Origin of the sequence: Prosthecodimorpha staleyi, assembly GCF_018729455.1 — a bacterium.
Taxonomy (GTDB): Bacteria; Pseudomonadota; Alphaproteobacteria; order Rhizobiales; family Ancalomicrobiaceae; genus Prosthecodimorpha; species Prosthecodimorpha staleyi.
In genome coordinates, this window is the sequence record NZ_JAHHZF010000001.1 from 595,836 (window position 1) to 615,128 (window position 19,293).

Annotated in this window: 14 protein-coding genes; 5 read left to right on the forward strand and 9 right to left on the reverse strand. The window is 69.0% G+C overall.

Annotated elements, in window-relative coordinates:
- Nucleotides 1-61 precede the first annotated feature (61 nt).
- Nucleotides 62-2,404, reverse strand: coding sequence for a ComEC/Rec2 family competence protein (locus KL771_RS02610; RefSeq protein WP_261966995.1), 2,343 nt, complete (start codon nt 2,402-2,404; stop codon nt 62-64).
- Between the two features lie 618 nt (nt 2,405-3,022).
- Between KL771_RS02610 and gltX the strand changes: the two genes are divergently transcribed.
- Nucleotides 3,023-4,447, forward strand: a complete 1,425-nt coding sequence (gene gltX / locus KL771_RS02615; protein WP_261966996.1) for a glutamate--tRNA ligase — start codon at nt 3,023-3,025, stop codon at nt 4,445-4,447.
- 132 nt (nt 4,448-4,579) lie between these two features.
- Here the strand turns inward: gltX and KL771_RS02620 are convergent, their stop codons facing one another.
- On the reverse strand, nt 4,580-5,944 hold the full coding sequence (locus tag KL771_RS02620; protein ID WP_261966997.1) for an FAD-dependent oxidoreductase: 1,365 nt from the start codon (nt 5,942-5,944) through the stop codon (nt 4,580-4,582).
- An 11-nt stretch (nt 5,945-5,955) separates the two neighbouring features.
- Nucleotides 5,956-6,270, reverse strand: a complete 315-nt coding sequence (locus tag KL771_RS02625) for a c-type cytochrome (RefSeq protein WP_261966998.1) — start codon at nt 6,268-6,270, stop codon at nt 5,956-5,958.
- Between the two features lie 556 nt (nt 6,271-6,826).
- On the opposite strand from KL771_RS02625, the gene gltA reads away from it, so the two are divergent.
- On the forward strand, nt 6,827-8,119 hold the full coding sequence (gene gltA / locus KL771_RS02630) for a citrate synthase (protein WP_054361394.1): 1,293 nt from the start codon (nt 6,827-6,829) through the stop codon (nt 8,117-8,119).
- A 142-nt stretch (nt 8,120-8,261) separates the two neighbouring features.
- Here gltA and lpxB read toward each other — a convergent pair whose 3' ends face one another.
- From lpxB to lpxD, 5 genes are read right to left on the reverse strand one after another with little or no spacing between them, the layout of a single operon-like run.
- Nucleotides 8,262-9,458, reverse strand: coding sequence for a lipid-A-disaccharide synthase (gene lpxB / locus KL771_RS02635; RefSeq protein WP_261966999.1), 1,197 nt, complete (start codon nt 9,456-9,458; stop codon nt 8,262-8,264).
- Nucleotides 9,455-10,399 (reverse strand): LpxI family protein, encoded by a 945-nt coding sequence (locus KL771_RS02640; RefSeq protein ID WP_261967000.1) that lies wholly within the window; start codon nt 10,397-10,399, stop codon nt 9,455-9,457. The genes lpxB and KL771_RS02640 overlap by 4 nt, the downstream gene beginning before the upstream one ends.
- A gap of 6 nt (nt 10,400-10,405) precedes the next feature.
- Nucleotides 10,406-11,209, reverse strand: a complete 804-nt coding sequence (gene lpxA / locus KL771_RS02645; protein ID WP_261967001.1) for an acyl-ACP--UDP-N-acetylglucosamine O-acyltransferase — start codon at nt 11,207-11,209, stop codon at nt 10,406-10,408.
- A gap of 2 nt (nt 11,210-11,211) precedes the next feature.
- Complete coding sequence (gene fabZ, locus KL771_RS02650; RefSeq protein WP_261967002.1) at nt 11,212-11,676, reverse strand: 3-hydroxyacyl-ACP dehydratase FabZ; 465 nt, start codon at nt 11,674-11,676, stop codon at nt 11,212-11,214.
- A 5-nt stretch (nt 11,677-11,681) separates the two neighbouring features.
- Nucleotides 11,682-12,770: a UDP-3-O-(3-hydroxymyristoyl)glucosamine N-acyltransferase gene (lpxD, locus tag KL771_RS02655; protein ID WP_261967003.1), complete on the reverse strand. Its 1,089-nt coding sequence runs from the start codon at nt 12,768-12,770 to the stop codon at nt 11,682-11,684.
- A gap of 684 nt (nt 12,771-13,454) precedes the next feature.
- Between lpxD and KL771_RS02660 the strand changes: the two genes are divergently transcribed.
- The 3 genes from KL771_RS02660 to rimO all read left to right on the forward strand — a co-directional run bounded on the left by KL771_RS02660 (nt 13,455) and on the right by rimO (nt 16,244).
- Nucleotides 13,455-13,877: an Imm1 family immunity protein gene (locus tag KL771_RS02660; RefSeq protein WP_261967004.1), complete on the forward strand. Its 423-nt coding sequence runs from the start codon at nt 13,455-13,457 to the stop codon at nt 13,875-13,877.
- Between the two features lie 113 nt (nt 13,878-13,990).
- Nucleotides 13,991-14,728 (forward strand): sirohydrochlorin chelatase, encoded by a 738-nt coding sequence (locus KL771_RS02665; RefSeq protein WP_261967005.1) that lies wholly within the window; start codon nt 13,991-13,993, stop codon nt 14,726-14,728.
- Between the two features lie 187 nt (nt 14,729-14,915).
- Nucleotides 14,916-16,244, forward strand: a complete 1,329-nt coding sequence (gene rimO, locus KL771_RS02670; protein WP_261967083.1) for a 30S ribosomal protein S12 methylthiotransferase RimO — start codon at nt 14,916-14,918, stop codon at nt 16,242-16,244.
- 342 nt (nt 16,245-16,586) lie between these two features.
- On the opposite strand, the gene bamA is transcribed toward rimO, so the two are convergent.
- Nucleotides 16,587-19,088: an outer membrane protein assembly factor BamA gene (bamA, locus tag KL771_RS02675; RefSeq protein WP_261967006.1), complete on the reverse strand. Its 2,502-nt coding sequence runs from the start codon at nt 19,086-19,088 to the stop codon at nt 16,587-16,589.
- Between the last annotated feature and the right edge of the window lie 205 nt (nt 19,089-19,293).

The window sequence follows — 19,293 nt, forward strand, 5'->3', positions numbered from 1 at the left end:
GCGTTGGGCGTGGCGTCATGGGCCGGCGCGGACTGTCCCAGCGCGGTCGGAGACTGCACGACTACGGGCCGGCTGCGTGCCAGGGGCGTCGGCCGGCGGGCAAGCTGGCGGTGATCGTGGCCTGCGGCGGGGTCGGACCTGCGGGCTCCAGGGCGGAGGCAGGCTGATGGTCGTACTGGTCGCCGCGATCGCCCGGTTCGGCTTCGGAGGACGGGCGATGTCCGGTCGACGCGGGCGGCCGGGGCCAGTCGAGCGTCAGCGCGCCGGTACGGGCCAGCGTCTTGCGGTCGATGACGACGGCGCTCGCCGCGCAGCCCGGCGGGGCGTCGAGCGTGGTCACCACGATGGCGGCCAGCCGGCAGTCCTCCTCGAAGGCGCGCGGGTCGCGCACCAGGGCCAGGATCCGCGGCGCACGGCCGGGATGCCCGTCCCGGAAGGCGCAGCCGAGCGGGTCGCAGCGCCAGTCCCCGGCAAGGTCGCGGGCGGCGGTGGGGCTGCGCGGGTCGGCACCAGCGGCGAGCCAGGTCGCGGTGGTGAAGCGGTTCGCGCGAGCGTCGAGGATCGCCAGCCGTCCGTCGGCCGCCCGAACCGCGATCGGCGCACCGCCCTGGCCGACCAGGATATCCGGCCGCGCCGCGAAGGGGGCGACCGCCAGGGCCGCCGCCAGCGCCACGAGGCCGAGACGGCGCAGCGGCGTCGTCCAGAGACAGAACCAGAGGATGCCGGCGATCGCCAGCGGCAGGCTTGCCGGATGGATGCGCCCGATCAGCCCCTGCCCGCCCGGCCAGGCCGAGACCATGCGGGCGACCGCCAGCATCGCGTCGATGCCCCAGCCCATCACGGTCAGCGGCACGATTTCGAGACCGAACGGGATGGCCAGCATGGCGAGGCAGGCGAAGGGCATGATCACGGTACCGACGATCGGCAACACGATCATATTGGCGATCATGCCGTAGGGTGCCGCCCGGTGGAACTCGGCCGCCACGACGGGTGCGGTCGCCAGACCCGCCACGAAGGAGGCCGCCGCCATGCCGATGACATGGCCGAAGCCGCGCCGGACCAGTTCCGCAACGATCCCGGACGCCTCGGCAGAGGCCGGGTCGGGCGGCCGGGCGCTGAGGCCGCGCCACGCCGAGACCAGCGCCAGAACCGCCAGAAAGGACATCAGGAAGCTCGGCTCGACCACAGTATGGGGCTCGATCGCCATCAGCGCGAGCGCCGCGAAGGCGACGTTGCGCTGGCTGACCACCGGCCGGTCGGCCAGGATCGCGACCAGTCCGACCACGAACATCACCCAGGAGCGTTCGGTCGCGACCCCGCCGCCGGACAGCAGCAGATAGAAGGTCACGGCCGCGAAGGCGGCGACCGCGGCCCATTTCTTGACCGGCCGGCGCAGCGCGATGACCGGCACCAGGGCGAGCCCATAGCGCACCGCCGCAAAGACGCCGCCGCCGACCAGGGTCATGTGCAGACCGGAGATCGAGATGATGTGGGTCAGCCCGGAGGCGCGCAGCGCCTCGTTCGCCTCGGCCGGGATGGCCCGGGTCTCGCCGACCGTCAGCGCCGCCGCGATCGCCCCCGAGGCGCCCGGCAGCGCGGCGCGGATGCGCACGGCGATCCGGTGGCGCAGGTCCGCGATCGCGGCCTTCAGCACCAGCGTTGTCGGCGCCGGTCCGGCATCCGCTGCCCGCACCCGGCCGAGCACGTAGCCGGCCGCGCCGCGACCGTCGAAATAGGCCCGGCGGGCGAAATCGTAGCCGCCCGGCAGGACAGGGCCGTCGGGCGGCTTCAGCCGCGCCATGAAGGTGACGCCGGCGCCGATCGCTGCGCCGGCATCGCGCCCGCGCTGCGCGGTCGCCGCGATCAGCGCCGGCGGCTCCGCGATCGCCCTGCCGCGGCTTTCCATCCGGGCGACGCGCACGATCATGCGCGTGCCGCCGCTCGCCGTCGTCTCCGCTTCCGCGACCCAGCCGGTGACCACGACCGTCCGTTCGCGGTCGAGCCGCGGCGCCGCCACCCGCCAAGCCTCGATCTTGCCGGCCAGCATGCCGGCCGCGACGGCTGCCGCCAGGCTGAGTACCGCCGCCCGGTGCCCGGCCCGGCGCCGGATCGTGGCGAGCGCGGCGAGGCCGGCGGCCGCAAGCGCCAGTGCGGGGAACCACGGCTCCTGCGGCAGGACCAGATAGAGGCCGGCGCCGCAGCCGAAGGCGACCACCATCCAGCAGAAGCCGGCGCCCCGATCGAGATCGTGTTCGATCAGGGCCGCGACGGCCACGCGCAGCGCGGACGGCCGCGGCAGCGCGCGCAGCCGCGCCAGGCCGATACGGGCACGGCTCCGCCCGTCGTCCGGTCCCGGGGCCGGCCGAAGCTCCGTGGCGGCGGATGGCGCCTGCTCGTCCAGCACCCTAGACCCCGCTCGATCCCGGGGCGCGCCCGCCCCGGAGCGCACCATAGCGGTTGCCGAGACGGGATCCCACCACCGGTTCCGACCGAACCGCAGAGCCTCGGGTCCCGACATCCCTGCCCGACGGCTCTCCGGGTGCCTGTTCCGGCCGCCTGTTCCGGGCGCCTGCTTCGGACGCCTGTTCCCGAGCGCATTTCCTCGCCGGCGGTTCCCGCCGGCCGGCCGGTTGGCCGCCGTCCCACCCTCCCCGGACCGGCCGCCCGATTCCGCCGGATCGCCCCGTCGCCCCCCGTCAGACGGACCGACGGCGCGCCCGGCGCGGCCACAACAGCGCATTTCGGAGATACCGCGACCCGACGGGATACATGGCGACCGGCTTCGCGGCGGCGGCCGCCTCACTTCCCGTCCCGATCTCCGCAGCGTCCGGCCCGCCGCATCGCCGCCAGGCGCCGCGCTCTTTCGGACTTGCACCGCATTCGGCCGCCGGGCCCAGATCCGACCGCCGCGCCCGCGCCCGGGACCTGCCGAAGCTCTGGCTTTTCTGTCGCGCCATGCTACAGGAACCGCCCTCGATCACGCCATCCTGGCGCCCTGCCGCGCCGGTCGGAGCCTCACGCCATGTCCGCCCCCGTCGTCACCCGCTTCGCCCCCTCGCCGACCGGCTTCCTGCATATCGGCGGCGCCCGCACGGCGCTGTTCAACTGGCTCTATGCCCGCCACACCGGCGGCAAGATGCTGCTGCGGATCGAGGATACCGATCGGGAGCGGTCGACCGAGGCGGCCATCACGGCCATCCTGGACGGACTGAAATGGCTCGGCCTCGACTGGGAGGGCGAGCCGATCTTCCAGTTCGCGCGCATGGACCGGCATGCCGAGATCGCCCACGAACTGCTTGCCCGCGGCCATGCCTATCGCTGCTATGCCAGCCAGGCCGAACTGGAGGCGATGCGCGAAGCGGCCATGAAAGAGGGCCGCCCGCCGCGCTATGACGGCCGCTGGCGCGATCGCGACCCTGCAGAGGCACCGGAGGGCGTCCGCCCGGTGATCCGGCTGAAGGCGCCGCAGACCGGCGAGACGGTCATCGACGACCAGGTTCAGGGCCGCGTCGTGTTCCGCAACGACGTGCTCGACGACTTCATCCTGCTGCGCTCCGACGGCACGCCGACCTACATGCTGGCGGTGGTCGTCGACGACCACGACATGGGCGTCACCCACATCATCCGCGGCGACGACCATCTGACCAATGCCGCGCGCCAGACCCAGATCTATCAGGCGATGGGCTGGTCGGTGCCGGTGATGGCGCATGTGCCGCTGATTCACGGTCCGGACGGCGCCAAGCTGTCCAAGCGCCACGGCGCGCTCGGCGTCGACGCCTACCGGGCGCTCGGCTACCTGCCCGAGGCGCTGCGCAACTATCTGTGCCGGCTCGGCTGGAGCCATGGCGACGACGAGGTCTTCTCGACCGCCGAGGCGGTCGGCTGGTTCGAGCCGTCCGACATCAACCGGGCCGCGACGCGGTTCGATTTCGCCAAGCTCGAGCACCTGAACGGCATGTGGATCCGGCGCACCGCCGACGCGGAGCTGCATGCCGAGGCGCTGGCGCTGATCCCCTACCTGCCGAACGGCGCCGAATTCGCGCCGCTCGCCGCCGAGCCGGCGCGCGGCCGGTTCCTGGAGGCCATGCCGGGCCTGAAAGAACGCGCCCGCACGCTGATCGAACTGCTCGACGGTGCGCGCTTCCTGATCGCGGAGCGTCCGCTGCCGCTCGACGAGAAGGCCGCGCAGCTGCTCGACGCCCCGGCCCGCGCCACGCTCGCCGGCCTGCTCGCCGCGCTGGAGGGGATCAACGACTGGTCCGCGGCCTCGACCGAGACCGCCGTCAGGGCCTATGCGGAGGCGACTGGGCTGAAACTCGGCAAGGCGGCTCAGCCGCTGCGCGCCGCGCTGACCGGCCGGTCGACCTCGCCGGGCATCTTCGATGTGCTCGCCGTGCTCGGCCGCGAGGAAAGCCTCGCCCGCATCCGCGATCAGGCGACCGCCTGACCGGTCGCCTCCCCGACCGCTTTCCCGATCTCCTCCCCGGCCGCCGCCGGGCGTCCTGCGGACGCGCCCGCCCGCTCCTGCCGGATCGAACCGGACGGGAGCGGGCGCGGTCGCGGCCTGCGAGGTTCGGCCTCAGCCGAAGGTGTCGACCATCAGCGCGGCGAACCATTTTTTCATGGCATCGGCATTGTCGCCCGAGGCGCCGGTCGGGGTCTCGCTCGCCACCCCGACGGGCGAGCCGCTGACCATCTGCATGGATTTCGTGCCGAGGCTCTGCCCCGTCGCCGGATCGATGTCGGTCTGATAGCGATAGACCGCGGTCAGCCAGGTCGCCGTGGTCGGGGTGATGGGCGTGAAGCAGGCCGAGTTGGTGACCGGCGCCGCATAGGGCGCCCGCCCGGACCCGAGCCGCAGGATCGCATCCGCGCAGATCTTGGCCTCCTGGTTGCCGATATGGCCGGCCTTGGGCTGCTTCGAATTGATCGCGTCGCCGATCACGTGAATGCCCGGGAACATCTTGGATTCATAGCTGATCTCGTCGACCAGGGCCCAGCGGCCATTGGCCGAGAGCCCGGTCGGCCCGAGGGTGTCGATGACGACGCGGCCGGCCTTTTGCGGCGGGATCAGGTTGACCACTTCGGCCGGCATGGTCACGGACGCGCCGCCGGCGTCGAGCAGCGAGACGGTCTTCAGCTTCGGCGTCGCGGAATCCCAGGTCACGCCTTTGACCGTCACGCCGGGATAGTATTCGATCACGGTCCGGTAGGTCTCCGAGAAGGCCCTGCCGAAATTGACCGGTTCCGCGATGATCTTGGCGTTGGCGTCGAGGACGATCAGCTTCGATTTCGGCCGATTGGCCTTCAGCCAGCCCGCGATCGCGCAGGCACGCTCGTAGGGGCCGGGCGGACAGCGGTAGGGCGCTGCCGGAATGGTCATCACGACGCGGTTGCCGTTGGTCAGGGCGAGCAACTGCCGGCGGAGTTCGGTCGTCTGCGGGCCGGCCTTCCAGGCATGAGGTACGGCGGCCAGGGCCTGGTCGAGCGTCAGGCCGCGCGCCGAGATGGCCAGCGCCGAATAGTCGAAGTCGATGCCGGGTGCGAGAATCAGGCGCGTATAGGGATAGGTCCGCCCGTCCGCCAGGGTGACGACACGGTTCGTCTTGTCGACCGACGCGACCTGCCCCTGCACGACCGTCACGCCGCGCCCGGCCAGCTTGGTGTAGCGGTAGGTCAGGGCCGACAGGGTCGTCTCGCCGGTCAGCACCTTGTTGGACATGATGCAGGAGACATAGGCGGCGTTGGCGTCGATCAGGGTGACGCGGACGTCGAGGCCCGACGAGGCGCCCCAGAGTTTCAGATACTTGGCCGCGGTGGTCCCGGCCATGCCGCCGCCGACCACGACCACGTTCACGATCGCGGCACCGAAGGCGGGCAGCGGCCCGGTCAGCCCGATGGCCGAACCGGCCGCGAGGGAGGCGATAAACTGTCGGCGATCCATGCGAGCCCCCGTCACTTCGAAGCCAGATACTTGGCGATGAGATCGATCTCGGCCCGCGTATAGGCACGCGCATGGACCGCCATCAGGTCCTTTTCGGGCTCCTTGCCGGGCGTCATCCGCGCCATTTCCAACATCTCGCCGGTGATCTCCGAGGCGCTCTTTCCGGCCAGACTGCTGAAGCCCGGCCGCGATTGGCCGTTGGTCGCATGGCACTGCATGCAATTGGACGCGAGCAACCGCCCGTCATTGGGGCTGGCGGTCTGCGCCGCAGCCGCCGAGGCGCTGATCGTCAGACCGGCGGCCAGGATGGTTCGCAAGAAGGACAAGGCCATCTCCTGTGTAAGCGACATGTAATTTAGTGTCTGCTTATATAGTGTCACCAAACGGACAGGACAGCGCAAGTGAGTAGTAATAGGTATTCATCACTCAGACTTGACAGTTATAGACGATTTATTTGGTTATCATTACGTTAATTGGCAATTTAATATTTGTCTATGAGAGTATTTTTCAGAGAATCGGGTGATTTTAATCTTCTGCCATCGACAGACCCGTCGCGACCCCGCACTGCGGCCATGCGCAGGCAAGCTCTTCGGCAACGCACAAATGGCGGCTGTCATCCGTCGATTTTTCGGCTAGCATCCTCCCGCACCGCATCATCCCTTCGGCGCGCTTGTCGCTCCCGCACAAATGGGCTACGGGGACCGGTGTCGGTTTCCGGCGTCCGGACGTGGCGGATGGTCGCAGCCCTTCGGGCGGGCGGACCGTTATCCCACCGGCACCGAAACCCTCGTCCTGCCACGCTTTCCCGGATTGCCGGCTTGGCCGTCATCCGGGTCCGGAGCGTCCCTCACCGAGCGATACCGACCTCACGGGGATTGCCGCATGACCGATAAGAACGCCAGCTTCGCGCTCGGCAATGAGACCTTGTCCTTCCCGATCAAGGACGGCTCGATCGGGCCGAGCGTGATCGACATTTCGAAGCTCTACGGCGCTTCGAAAATGTTCACCTACGATCCCGGCTTCACCTCGACCGCATCCTGCGAGTCGAAGATCACCTATATCGACGGCGACGAGGGCGTCCTCCTCTACCGCGGCTATCCCATCGAACAGCTCGCCGAGCACACCGATTTCCTCGAGACCTGCTACCTGCTGCTCTACGGCGAACTGCCGACGGCGGACGAGAAGGAAGACTTCGTCGGCCGCGTCACGCGCCACACCATGGTGCACGAGCAGATGAACCGCTTCTACAGCGGGTTCCGTCGCGACGCCCATCCGATGGCGGTCATGGTCGGCACGGTCGGCGCGCTGTCGGCCTTCTATCACGACTCGCTCGACATCACCGATCCGTTCCAGCGGATGGTCGCGTCGATCCGTATGATCGCCAAGATGCCGACCATTGCGGCGATGGCCTACAAGTACTCGATCGGCCAACCGTTCATCTATCCGAAGAACGATCTCGACTACTCTTCGAACTTCCTGCGCATGTGCTTCGCCATTCCGTGCGAGGAGTATGTCGTCAACCCGATCCTGTCACGGGCTCTGGACCGCATCTTCATCCTGCATGCGGACCACGAGCAGAACGCGTCGACCTCGACCGTTCGTCTCGCCGGCTCCTCGGGCGCCAACCCGTTCGCCTGCATCGCGGCCGGCATCGCCTGCCTGTGGGGACCCGCCCATGGCGGCGCCAACGAGGCGGCACTCGACATGCTGACCGAGATCGGCACGCCGGACCGCATTCCGCACTATGTCGCGCGCGCCAAGGACAAGAACGATCCGTTCCGTCTGATGGGCTTCGGTCACCGGGTCTACAAGAACTATGACCCGCGCGCCAAGATCATGCAGCAGACCTGCCACGACGTGCTGAAGATCGTCGGCAATCCGGACGATCCGCTGCTGCAGGTGGCGATCGAGCTCGAGCGGATCGCGCTCCACGACGAGTATTTCATCGAGAAGAAGCTCTACCCGAACATCGACTTCTATTCGGGCATCACCCTGAAGGCGATGGGCTTCCCGACCTCGATGTTCACCGTGCTGTTCGCCGTCGCGCGCACCGTCGGCTGGATCGCGCAGTGGAAGGAAATGATCGAGGACCCGTCCCAGAAGATCGGCCGTCCGCGCCAGCTCTATACCGGCGCCGTGCGCCGCGATGTCACCGCGGTCGCCGATCGCGGCTGAGGTCCGGCGTTTCAGGATCGAAAGATCGAGGGCGTCCCGCGAGGGGCGCCCTTCGTCGTTGGTGCCGGATATTGGGTGCCGGGGATTGGGTGCCCGGTCTCGGCACCGGGTGCGACGTCGAGCGCCCCGACCGGTCCCTGCCCTATGGCCGGCGCAGGGCGCGGCGTGCGATCACGTCGAGCACCGCCGCTGCCGCGGCTTCCCCGGGACGGCGGCCGTCCGGCAGGGCCATCCTGGCCTCCAGTTCGGCGAAGGCGGCGAGCTGGTCCCGACGCTCCGGGCCGTCTGCGAAGAGCGGCGCCAGGGCATCCGCGAGGGCGTCCGGCGTGCAGTCCCGGTCGATGAATTCCGGCACGGCGCGGCGGCCGAGGATCAGATTGGGCAGCAGTGCGGAGCGGACCGGAACGATCGGCCGCAGCGTCGGCGGAATGTCGATGAAGCGCACCACGCGCCGGCCGAGCCAGTCGAGCCGGTAGGCGGCGACCGTCGGGATGGCGGCGGCGGCCAGTTCCAGCGTCACCGTGCCGGAGGCCGCCAGGGCGAGGCCGGCGTCCCGGAACGCGGCCGCCTTGCCGTCGGGTCCGACGAGGCGCGGCGCCACCGGCCAAGCCGCGGACAGACGCTCGATCTCGCCGCGCAGATGCGGCACGGCCGGCAGGACCGCGTCGAATGCCAGACCGCGCGCCTTCAGAAGGCCCAGCGTCGCGCCGAAGACCGCCATCAGGCGAGCGATTTCGGAACGCCGGCTGCCGGGCAGGACGAGCAGCATGGGCGGCCGCTCCGGCGCGAGCGACCGGGCCCCGCGCAAGATGGCCAGCCGCTCCAGCACCGGATGGCCGACATAGACGGTCGGCGGCCCGCCCAGGATGCGGTGCACCTCCGGCTCGAACGGCAGAATGGCGAGCAGCCGGTCAGTGAACCGGGCGAGCTTGCGGGCGCGCCCGGCACGCCAGGCCCACACCGTCGGCGAGACATAGACGACGATCGGCACCTCGGGCCGGGCCGCGCGCAGGCGTGCGGCGACGCGATGGGTGAAATCGGGGCTGTCGATCAGCACCACCACGTCCGGCGCGGCCGCGATCGCCGCGTCGGCCGCGCGCCGGATGCGGTCGATCAGGGTCGGCAGTCGCGCCAGCACGGGACCGATGCCCATGACGGCGATATCGGCCATCGGAAACAGGCTCTCCAGGCCCGCAGCCGCCATGGCCGGACCTCCGATGCCTGAGAAGGCGGCCCTGCCGCCGGTCGCCTCGGCAAGGCCGCGCATCAGGCGCGCACCGAGTTCGTCGCCGGAGGATTCGCCGGCGATCAGAAAGACGCGCGGCTCCGGCGCGCTCACGGCTTGGCGCCCCGGGCCTTCCCGCCGGTCGGCTTGCCGTCCTTCGCCGGCCCGTCGCCCGGCCGCCCGCCGAGCGCCGCGGAGGACAGCGCGAACCCCATCAGGAACAGGCCGAGACGGTCGGCCAGTTCGATCATCAGGTCCTCGTCGACGACCAGGGTCGACCCGGCCTCGACGGCAATGCCGGCGAGGCCTGCGGCGGCGGCATTGCGCACGGTCGCAGGCCCGACCGCCGGCAGATCGAGGCGGGTATCCTGACCCGGCTTCAGACATTTCACCAGGACGCCGTTCGAGCCGGTGAAGCCCTTCTGGCGGCGCTCGGCGGCGACCCGCTCCAGGAGATTGTCGGTGCCGCGATGATCCTCGCGCGCCATCACCTGCCCGTCCGAGGCGACGCAGGCCTGCCCCTTGTCGCGCCGGCCGAGTTCCTTGGCGGCCCGGTAGGCGACCAGCACGTCGGCGAGGTCGCCGTCGGTCGGCCGATAGCGCCCGTAGAGGCCCGAACGCGCGATCATCGACGGGATCACCTCGGCTGGCTGCACGATGGTGAAGCCGCGCGCCTCGACCATGCGGGCGACCTTGCGCAGCACGGTGTCGTCGCCGTCCTGCAGCATGCGCCAGTGGCGCAGTACCTCCCAGAGGCCGGTCAGGTCGACCTCGCGCCAGGTCGGCATGCGCCGGTCGGCGAGCATGCCGAGGATCAGCAGATCCTGGGCGCGGAAGGTCTTCATGATCGAGAACAGCTTGCCGAGCTGTCCGCGCTTGACCCAGGTATGGGGGAAATCCTCGATCTCGGACGAGGCCTCGCCCTCGATGCCGACCAGCAGCACGGGTCGGCCGGAGGCCATGACCTGTTCGGCGGCGATCAGCGGGAAGTCACCCCCGCCGGCGAGGATCACCAGGGGGCGCGGTCCGGCGGGTTCCGCGGCGCGCTTGGCCATGGCGGCTCACGCCTCCCGACCGGCCCGGGGCATGCACAAGGCCCGATCGCCGCCGGCACGCACGAAATCGACCACCTCCATGACCAGCGGCTCGTCGGCGAACATGGCCGCGACATCGCCGACGCGCTCCATCAGCGTGCCCTCGTCGGAGAACAGCATGCGGTAGGCCGCGCGCAGCTTGTGGATGCTGTCCCGCTCGAAGGCCCGCCGGCGCAGGCCGACCAGGTTGAGCCCGCCAAGCCGGGCGCGGTCGCCGAGCGCCGAGCCGTAGGGGATGAGGTCGTTCTCCAGCCCCGACAGGCCGCCGAGAAAGGAATGCGGCCCGATCCGCACCCACTGGTGCACCGCCGACAGCCCGCCCAGGATGGCGTGGTCGCCGACCGTGACATGGCCGGCCAGCGTGGCGTTGTTGACCAGGATGACGTGGTTGCCGACCCGGCAGTCATGGGCGACATGGGCGCCGACCATGATCAGGCAGTCCTCGCCGATCGAGGTCAGCATGCCGCCGCCCTCGGTACCCGGATTGATCGTCACCTGCTCGCGGATGACCGTACGGGCGCCGACCGTGACCCGGCTCGGCTCGCCGCGATATTTCAGATCCTGCGGCGGATGGCCGATCGAGGCGAAGGGGTAGATCTTCACGCCCGCCCCGAGTTCTGTGCGCCCGGCCAGACTGACATGGCTGACCAGTTCGACACCGTCGGCCAGCACCGATTCCGGGCCGACGACGCAGAAGGGTCCGACCACGACGCCGTCGCCGAGCCGCGCTCCGTCCTCGACGACCGAGGAGGGATGGATGCGTGCTGTCATGCTCAGTCCTTCACCAGCATCGCGCTGAGTTCGGCTTCGGCCACCAGCGTATCGCCGACCTTGGCCTCGCCGCGGAACCACCACATGTTGGCCCGGCTCTTGAGCTTGGTCATATGGTAGCGCACCTGGTCGCCCGGGACGACCGGCTTGCGGAATTTCGCCCGGTCGATGGTCATGAAATAGACCACGCTCGGGGCGCAGCCCTTCATGGTCGCCGCCACGCACATGGCGCCGGCGGTCTGCGCCATGCCCTCGATCAGGAGCACCCCGGGGAAGATCGGCCGGCCGGGGAAATGGCCCATGAACTGGGGTTCGTTGATCGTGACGTTCTTGATCCCGACGCCCGACTGGTCGCCGTCCATGTCGACGATCCGGTCGACCATCAGGAACGGGTAGCGGTGCGGGAGCAGTTCCAGAAGCCGCTGCAGGTCGGCGGATTCGAGCGTGGTCACCGTGGCTTCGGTCATCGCGTCTATCCCTCTTGCTCTTGCCCTTCGGCGGCATCCGCTCGGGGGCGCCCGGGGCGTCTTTCGGCCAGCCGCTTGAGGCTGGCAATTTCGCGGGCCCATTGCGTCATCGGCCGGGCTGGGGTGCCGCCCATCCGGGCCCGCGGCGGCACGTCGCCGGTGACGCCCGACTGGGCGCCGATCTGCGCACCGGCGCCGACGCGGACATGGCCGACCAGTCCGGCCTGCCCGGCCACCACGACGAAGTCCTCCAGCGTGGTCGAGCCGGAAATGCCGACCTGGGAGACGATCACGCAATGGCGGCCAATCACCACGTTGTGGGCGATCTGAACCAGGTTGTCGATCTTGGTGCCCTCGCCGACGATCGTGTCGCGCGTGGCGCCGCGGTCGATCGTGGTGTTGGCGCCGATCTCGACATCGTCCTGGACGACCACGCGGCCGATCTGCGGCACCTTCTGATGGCCGCGCGGCCCCATGGCGAAGCCGAAGCCGTCCTGGCCGAGCCGGACCCCGCCATGGATGATCACGCGGTTGCCGATCAGCGCATGGATCACGGTCGCGTTCGGGCCGATATGGCAGTTGCGGCCGATGCGGCAGTCATGGCCGATCACCGTTCCGGCGCCGATCGTCGTGCCGGTGCCGATCTCCGCCCGGGCACCGATCACGGCGCCGGGCTCGACCGTGACGCCCGGCTCCAGACGCGCCGAGGCATGGATATGGGCGCCTTCCGAGATATGCCCGGCATGACCGCCATAGGCGCCCTCGAGCCGGAAGGCGGCCGGATAGAGCTTGGCCAGCACGGTCGCGAAGGCCCGATAGGGTTCCGCCGTCTCGATCGCGGCGACATCGCGCGGCACGCGGCCGACGAAGCGCGGATGCACCAGGCAGGCGGTCGCGTGAGTCGCGGCGAGCTGGCCGAGATATTTCTGATTGTCCAGGAAGGCGAGATCGCCGTTGCCGGCCGCATCGAGCGGCGCCACGCCCGAAACCGTCACATAGGCCTGGGCCGGATCGGCCAGTCGCCCGCCGCACCAGGCCGCGATTTCCTCGAGAGCCACGGCGCGCGGGCGGGGAAAGAAGGCGGGATCGGGCATGAGGCGCTGGGTTCCGAGGGCAAGGCCGAAGGCGGGACAACGGGACGAAGAGAATTGAGACCGAACAGTCTGCGTCACGGGCCGGACCCCGCACCGCGGGATCGGACGGCCGTGCGCCGACGCCGGACGCCCCCCATCCGAAGACCCGCCCGGCCCGCCGCATCCCCGCGGGGACCTCGTCGGGCCCGCGAACCGCCAGCCGGAAGACGGACTTTCCTAGCGCATTTCAAATCCGGATGGAAACCGCCACCGCGGAGAATCCTCAGGCGGCGACGGCCCACGGTCCCCTGGGCGCCGCCGGACCGGATGCCCGCGCGGGAGCGGCCGTCCCACTCCGGCCGTCCGGGAGGACTCGTTCCGGCCAATGCCGAGGGGGAGCGGCCGCCAGCGTGACCGCCCTCACCGCCTCCCGTCGCCGCCAGCTTGAACGGCAGCGCCGCTGCATGAGCGCCGACCGTATCGGGGCGGTGTGGACCCGCATCTGTCCGGTCTGGGCCGGTTCGGCAGCACCCACGGGGGATCCGACGTCGTTTGCGCATCGTCGGTCCAACGGCCGTCGTCCCGGCCCCTCGTATGAGGTCCTTGATTCTGTCAGTCTCGGATTTGGATTGCTATCATGCCGCGTGAAATTCACGCGCACATGGCCGATCCGCCGTACCGGACGACCAGGCAAGAGACGCGATCATGGATGGACTTTCGTCGGCGCCGCTGGCCACCGCGATCGAATGGGACATCTGGACCGGCGGCCTCTGCCGTGTCGATACGCGCATCCGCCCGAGCCTGTCGGATATCGAGCAGGCCATCCGACGGCTCGATCAGCACCGCCATTCGATCTGCACCATCTGTCTCGCGACGGGCCGTCATCTCGTCGTCGGCGGCGGTACCGGCAGCTATGTCGTCTATGTGGACAACCGGAACAATACGTTCGAGGAGGCAAGGCGGCGCGATCCGGTCGATCCCGGCGCGAGCCTGTATCTGACCATCGGCGGCCAGGAGGGCGACTATCCGGCCGAGACCATACTCGATTGGGGCCGGACATGGGCGGTGGCGCGGCGGCTGGTGGTCGAAGGCCTGCTGGACGACGCCGTCGCGTGGGAGCACCGATAGACGCGCGGCCGTGACTTTCCCGCCATTCGTCCGCACCGACGCCGGCCGCGCCCTTGCCGGCCGGCCGGCCGGTGCCATATGGGGGTGACGCGACCAACCGGACCCGTCCCACCTTGAGCCTCGAACCGCCGATCTCCGCCGTACTGCTCGCCGCCCATGGCGATGGAGGCGCGCAGAAGCGCAACGACAGCGTACGCACCGTCGCAGAACGCCTGGCGCGGCGGCTCGACCTGCCGGTCGATTGGGCGGTGCTGAAGGAGCCGGAGACCTTCGCGGCGGCACGGGCGCGGCTCGGCGCGGCGGCGGAAGGCACCGTCGCGGTCTATCCCTTCTTCATGGCCGACGGCTATTTCGTGCGCGAGCGCCTGCCGCAACGGCTCGCGGCTGCCGGTTTCGCGACGGTCGAGCGGCTGACCCCGTTCGGGCTCGACCCGCATCTCGTCGACCTGATCGAGCATCGCTTGCGCGCGGTGGCGGCGATGCAGGGCGGCCGGGCGCCGGCGGATTTCCGCATCCTTTTGGTTGCACACGGCTCGGGTTCGGGCGAACCGGCCTCGCGTCAGCGCGCCGAGGCCGTGGCGGCGGACCTGCAATGGCGCGGGCTCGGCACGATCCATCTCGGCTTCATCGAGGAGGCCCCGTTCATCGACGAGGCCTTCGCGGCGGTCGATCCGGAGATCGTGCTTGGCTTCTTCGCCTCGGAGGGTACCCACGCGCTCGACGACGTGGCGTCACTGGTCGCCGAGCGGCCCGGCATCCTGCACCATGTCGCGGCGATCGGCACCGATCTGGAGGTTGCCGATCTGGTCGCCCGGGCGGTCGAGGATTGCATTTCGCGCAAAGCGGGTTAAGAACACAGCGACTGGGCGCGGCAGCGATGCCGCGCCGTTGGCGTTTGGGCCTGCGGCAAACTTCGTTCCGTGCCCGGCCCGTCCGCATCGACCACCGACCTTTTCGCGACCGCCGATCGCCGCGCTGCGGCGGCCAGCGCCCATCGCCAGGACCTTTCCGATGACCGACACCGCACCGATCGCCGGGATGGCCGCCGAGACGGCCGCCGCCCCGAAGGTTTCCTTCGTCAGCCTGGGCTGTCCCAAGGCGCTGGTCGACAGCGAGCGCATCATCACGCAGCTGCGCGCCGAGGGCTACGAGATGGCGCGTAGCCATGCCGGCGCCGATGTGGTCGTGGTCAATACCTGCGGATTCCTGGACAGCGCCAAGGCGGAAAGCCTCGACGCGATCGGCAAGGCGCTGGCCGAGAACGGCAAGGTCATCGTGACCGGCTGCATGGGCGCCGAGCCGGCACAGATCCGCGACGCCTTCCCGGATGTGCTCGCGATCACCGGTCCGCAGGCCTATGAGAGCGTGGTCGGGGCCGTGCATGCCGTGGTGCCCCCGGCCCACGACCCGTTCGTCGACCTGATCCCGCCGCAGGGCGTCAAGCTGACCCCGCGCCACTACGCTTATCTCAAGATTTCAGAGGGTTGCAACAATCGCTGCAGCTTCTGCATCATCCCCAAGCTGCGCGGCGATCTTGTCTCGCGGCCGGCCGCCGAGGTTCTGCGCGAGGCCGAGAAGCTGGTCAAGGCCGGGGTGAAGGAGATCCTGGTGATCAGCCAGGACACCTCGGCCTATGGGCTGGACCTGAAATATGCCGAGAGCCCGTGGAAGGACCGCTCGGTCCGGGCGAAGTTCCTCGACTTGGCGCGCGAGCTCGGCGACCTCGGCGCCTGGATCCGGATGCACTATGTCTATCCCTATCCGCATGTCGACGAGGTGGTCGGCCTGATGGCCGAGGGCAAGATCCTGCCCTATCTCGACATTCCGTTCCAGCACGCGGCCCCGAAGGTGCTGAAGGCGATGCGCCGCCCCGGCAACCAGGAGAAGACGCTCGACCGGATCGCCGCCTGGCGCGCCATCGCGCCCGATCTCGCCATCCGCTCGACCTTCATCGTCGGCTTCCCGGGCGAGACGGAAGAGGATTTCCGCTTCCTGCTCGACTGGCTGAGCGAGGCGAAGCTCGACCGCGTCGGCTGCTTCAAATACGAGCCGGTCGCGGGCGCCCCGGCCAACGCGCTCGGCGACCACATCCCGCGCGAGGTGCAGGAGGAGCGCTGGCACCGCTTCATGAAGCACCAGCAGGCGATCTCCGACCGCCTGCAGCGCGCCCGCGTCGGCCGCCGCGTATCCGTCATCATCGACGAGGCGGGCCCCACCGTCTCCAAGGGCCGCACCAAGTGGGATGCGCCGGAGATCGACGGCACCACCTATGTGGCCAGCCGCCGCCCACTGCGCGCCGGCGAGATCGTCACCGTCAAGATCGAGCGCGCCGACGCCTACGACCTGCACGGCACCGCCGTCGGCTGACGCACCCCTTCGCCGCGTCCGGCGTGACGCTCGCGTCACGCCGCGACATCGCGGCGCCGCCGCAAGACTTGCCAGGGCCCGAGGACGATCCTACCCGCCCCGGCACCGACGAGGCCGATGACTGGGATCGCCATCGCATTCCGCGTCGGTCCGACGGAAGCCAAGACCAGCCCCGCCTCCGATCCGGACGCGGGGCATTTTCATGCCCGCACCCCGGCATTCGGGACATTTCGCGCCTCGCCGCGAACCGACGAGCGGACGAAACCGCCGGGCATCCGCGCAAACGAAAAAGGCCGCCCGGATAGGGCGGCCTTGATCGAAGCGGTCTGGCCGAAGCCTGGATCAGAACTGGGTGCCGCCGCTGAAGCGGAAGACCTGGACCTGGTCGGCCTTGCCCTTGGTGAGGGCCCAGCCGAAGTCGGCGCGCAGCGGACCGAAAGGCGAGCGCCACACCACGCCGAAGCCGGCGGAGGAGCGGATCGTCGCATCGTCCACATAGGTGAACTTGCCGATCTGGGTGCCGTTCTGATTGTTGTTCTTGTAGATCGCCGTGCCCTGCTTCGGCAGGCCGCTCGAGTCCACGTTGAACAGGCTGCCGGCATCGGCGAAGACCGACCAGTACAGGCCGAACTCTTCCGGAGTGAACGGGAAGGGCGTGGTCGCCTCCGCCGTCGCAGACCAGTAGGTCCGACCGCCGAGCGCCTCGTTGATGCGATAGGCGTCGTTCTTCTTGTTCGGGTCGTTGATCTTCGTGATGTCGCGCGGCCCGTAGCCGGAGGTCGCGAAGCCGCGGATCGTCTCGCCGCCCTGGAAGAAGTTGTTGATCAAGCCGACATTGTCGCCGATGCCCTGGATGTGGCCGGCGCGGAAGCGCAGCATGCCGACCGTGCCCCAGTCCGCATAGAGCTCGCGATAGTAGCGGGCATCGAGCGTGTTGCGCAGGAAGGAGACATCGCCGCCGAGGCCGGCGAAGTCCGTCTGCAGCTTCACGTAGAAGCCGTCACGCGGGAACTGGATGTTGTCGACCGAATTGTAGACGATGTTGAACGACGGCATCGACGTGACGGTGTAGCGCTCGCAGCTGCCGCCACCCGGACACGGATTGAAGATGCTCGCGCCCTTGTGTCCCTGCGACAGATACTGCTTGTACGCGATCGAGGCTTCGCCGTTGGTGTAGCGGCCGTCGATCTGCGACTTCGCCAGCATGATGTTCTGGGAATAGAGCGAGTAGCTCGGTCCGATCGTCAGGTTCTCGGTGATCGGGAAGCCGAGGCGGACCGTCGCGCCCTTGGTGTCTTCCGAATAGGAGCGGAAGTAGGTCGGCTCGTAATGGGTCGTGTAGAGATCGAAGCCGGCCGAGATCCGACGACCGAGGAAATAGGGCTCGGTGAAGGAGAACGAGTAGCCGTGCTGGGACTCGCCGAACTGAACCGAGGCGCGGATGAACTGGCCGCGGCCGAGGAAGTTACGCTCCTGCAGCGACACGTCGCCGATGAAGCCTTCCGCCGACGAGTAGCCGGCGCCGAAGCCGAATTCGCCCGTCGACTGTTCGTCGACATCCACGTTCAGCACGATCCGATCCGGCGCGCTGCCCTGCTCGGTGGTCACGCGCACCGACTTGAAGAAGTTCAGCCGGTTCAGGCGACGCTCGGCGCGGGTGACGAAGGCCTTGTTGTAGGCATCGCCCTCGGCAATGTCGAACTCGCGCCGGATGACGTAGTCGCGCGTCCGATTGTTGCCGCGGACATTGATCCGCTCGACATAGGTGCGCGGACCCTCATCGACATAATAGGTGATCGCGATCGTCTTGGTCGCGGCATCGCGCACCGCGCGCGGACGAACCTGCGCGAAGGCGTAGCCGTTCTTCGAGGCCTCGATGACGATCTCCTCCATCGATTTCTCGATGTCTTCGGCGCTGTAGACCGAACCCGGCGAGGAGCGGATCACCTTCATCAACCGGTCGGGCGTCAGTTCCGGCAGGGTCGTCTGCACGTCGATGGCGCCGAAGCGGTACAGTTCGCCCTCGTCGACCGCGAAGGTCACGAAGAACACGTTCCGCTCGCGATCGAGATCGGCGCTGGCCGACACGATGCGGAAATCGGCATAGCCGTTCTTGGTGTAGAACTTGCGCAGCGCTTCCTGGTCCTGGCCCAGGCGGTCCGGATCGTAGGAGTCGGTGGTGCGGATGAAACCGAGCAGGCCGGTCTCGCGGGTCTTGACCACGTCGCGCAGGCGGCCGTCGGAGAAGGACTTGTTGCCCGAGAAGGAGATGCGCGACACGGCGGTCTTGTCGCCCTCGTCGAACTCGAACACGAGATTGACGCGGTTGTCCGGCAGCTCGATGATCTTCGGCTCGACATTGGCCCGGAAGCGGCCGTTGCGGCGGTAGGCTTCAAGCAGGCGCTGCACGTCGCTCTGCACCTTCGACCGCGACAGGAAGCCGCGCGCCTTGGAGTCGATGACCGATCCGAGCTGCTCGTCGGTCAGGCGCTTGTTGCCCTCGAAGGAGATCCGGTTGATCAGCGGGCTCTCGGCCACCGTGATGACCAGTTGGCCACCCTGCTGCTGGATCTGAACGTCGGAGAAGAGGCCGGACGCGTAGAGCGCCTTCAGGCTGTCGTCGACTTCACGCGGCGTGAAGGGCTTGCCGGGTCGGATCGAAATGTAGGACCGGACCGACTCGGCCTCGACCCGCTGGTTGCCGCGCACGACCACCGAGGAGACCACCTCCGCTCGCGCCACGCTGACGCCGAGAACCTCAAAACCTGGTCCCGCCACCGGGACGAAGGTCAGAAAGGCTGCCGCGAAGGCCGTCTTGCGTACGACTGTCGAGAAAGCTCGCATCGAATCGAAGCCCTGTCTTTTCATGTCCGTCGGCACGCGAAGCGAACCGCCTGTCGATGGATTCCCACCGTCGTTGTCTTGTGTTGTACAGGCTTTTGGGGCCTGCGCAAGCCGAGGAGCCCCCCTCGGCCGGACTATCCAACCCTACCGTTGCCCATCAGCCACGCCGACGGAACGCCCCCGAACGCCGGTTGCAAACGCCTCT

Bases quoted from the DNA above. Each gene is read 5' to 3' on its own strand.
- fabZ (WP_261967002.1), bottom strand. From the start codon at position 11,676: ATGACCGAAGCCACGGTGACCACGCTCGAATCCGCCGACCTGCAGCGG.
- bamA (WP_261967006.1), bottom strand. From the start codon at position 19,088: ATGCGAGCTTTCTCGACAGTCGTACGCAAGACGGCCTTCGCGGCAGCC.
- rimO (WP_261967083.1), top strand. From the start codon at position 14,916: ATGGCCGCCGAGACGGCCGCCGCCCCGAAGGTTTCCTTCGTCAGCCTG.
- lpxA (WP_261967001.1), bottom strand. From the start codon at position 11,209: ATGACAGCACGCATCCATCCCTCCTCGGTCGTCGAGGACGGAGCGCGG.
- gltX (WP_261966996.1), top strand. From the start codon at position 3,023: ATGTCCGCCCCCGTCGTCACCCGCTTCGCCCCCTCGCCGACCGGCTTC.
- KL771_RS02640 (WP_261967000.1), bottom strand. From the start codon at position 10,399: ATGGCCAAGCGCGCCGCGGAACCCGCCGGACCGCGCCCCCTGGTGATC.
- gltA (WP_054361394.1), top strand. From the start codon at position 6,827: ATGACCGATAAGAACGCCAGCTTCGCGCTCGGCAATGAGACCTTGTCC.
- lpxD (WP_261967003.1), bottom strand. From the start codon at position 12,770: ATGCCCGATCCCGCCTTCTTTCCCCGCCCGCGCGCCGTGGCTCTCGAG.
- KL771_RS02660 (WP_261967004.1), top strand. From the start codon at position 13,455: ATGGATGGACTTTCGTCGGCGCCGCTGGCCACCGCGATCGAATGGGAC.
- KL771_RS02620 (WP_261966997.1), bottom strand. From the start codon at position 5,944: ATGGATCGCCGACAGTTTATCGCCTCCCTCGCGGCCGGTTCGGCCATC.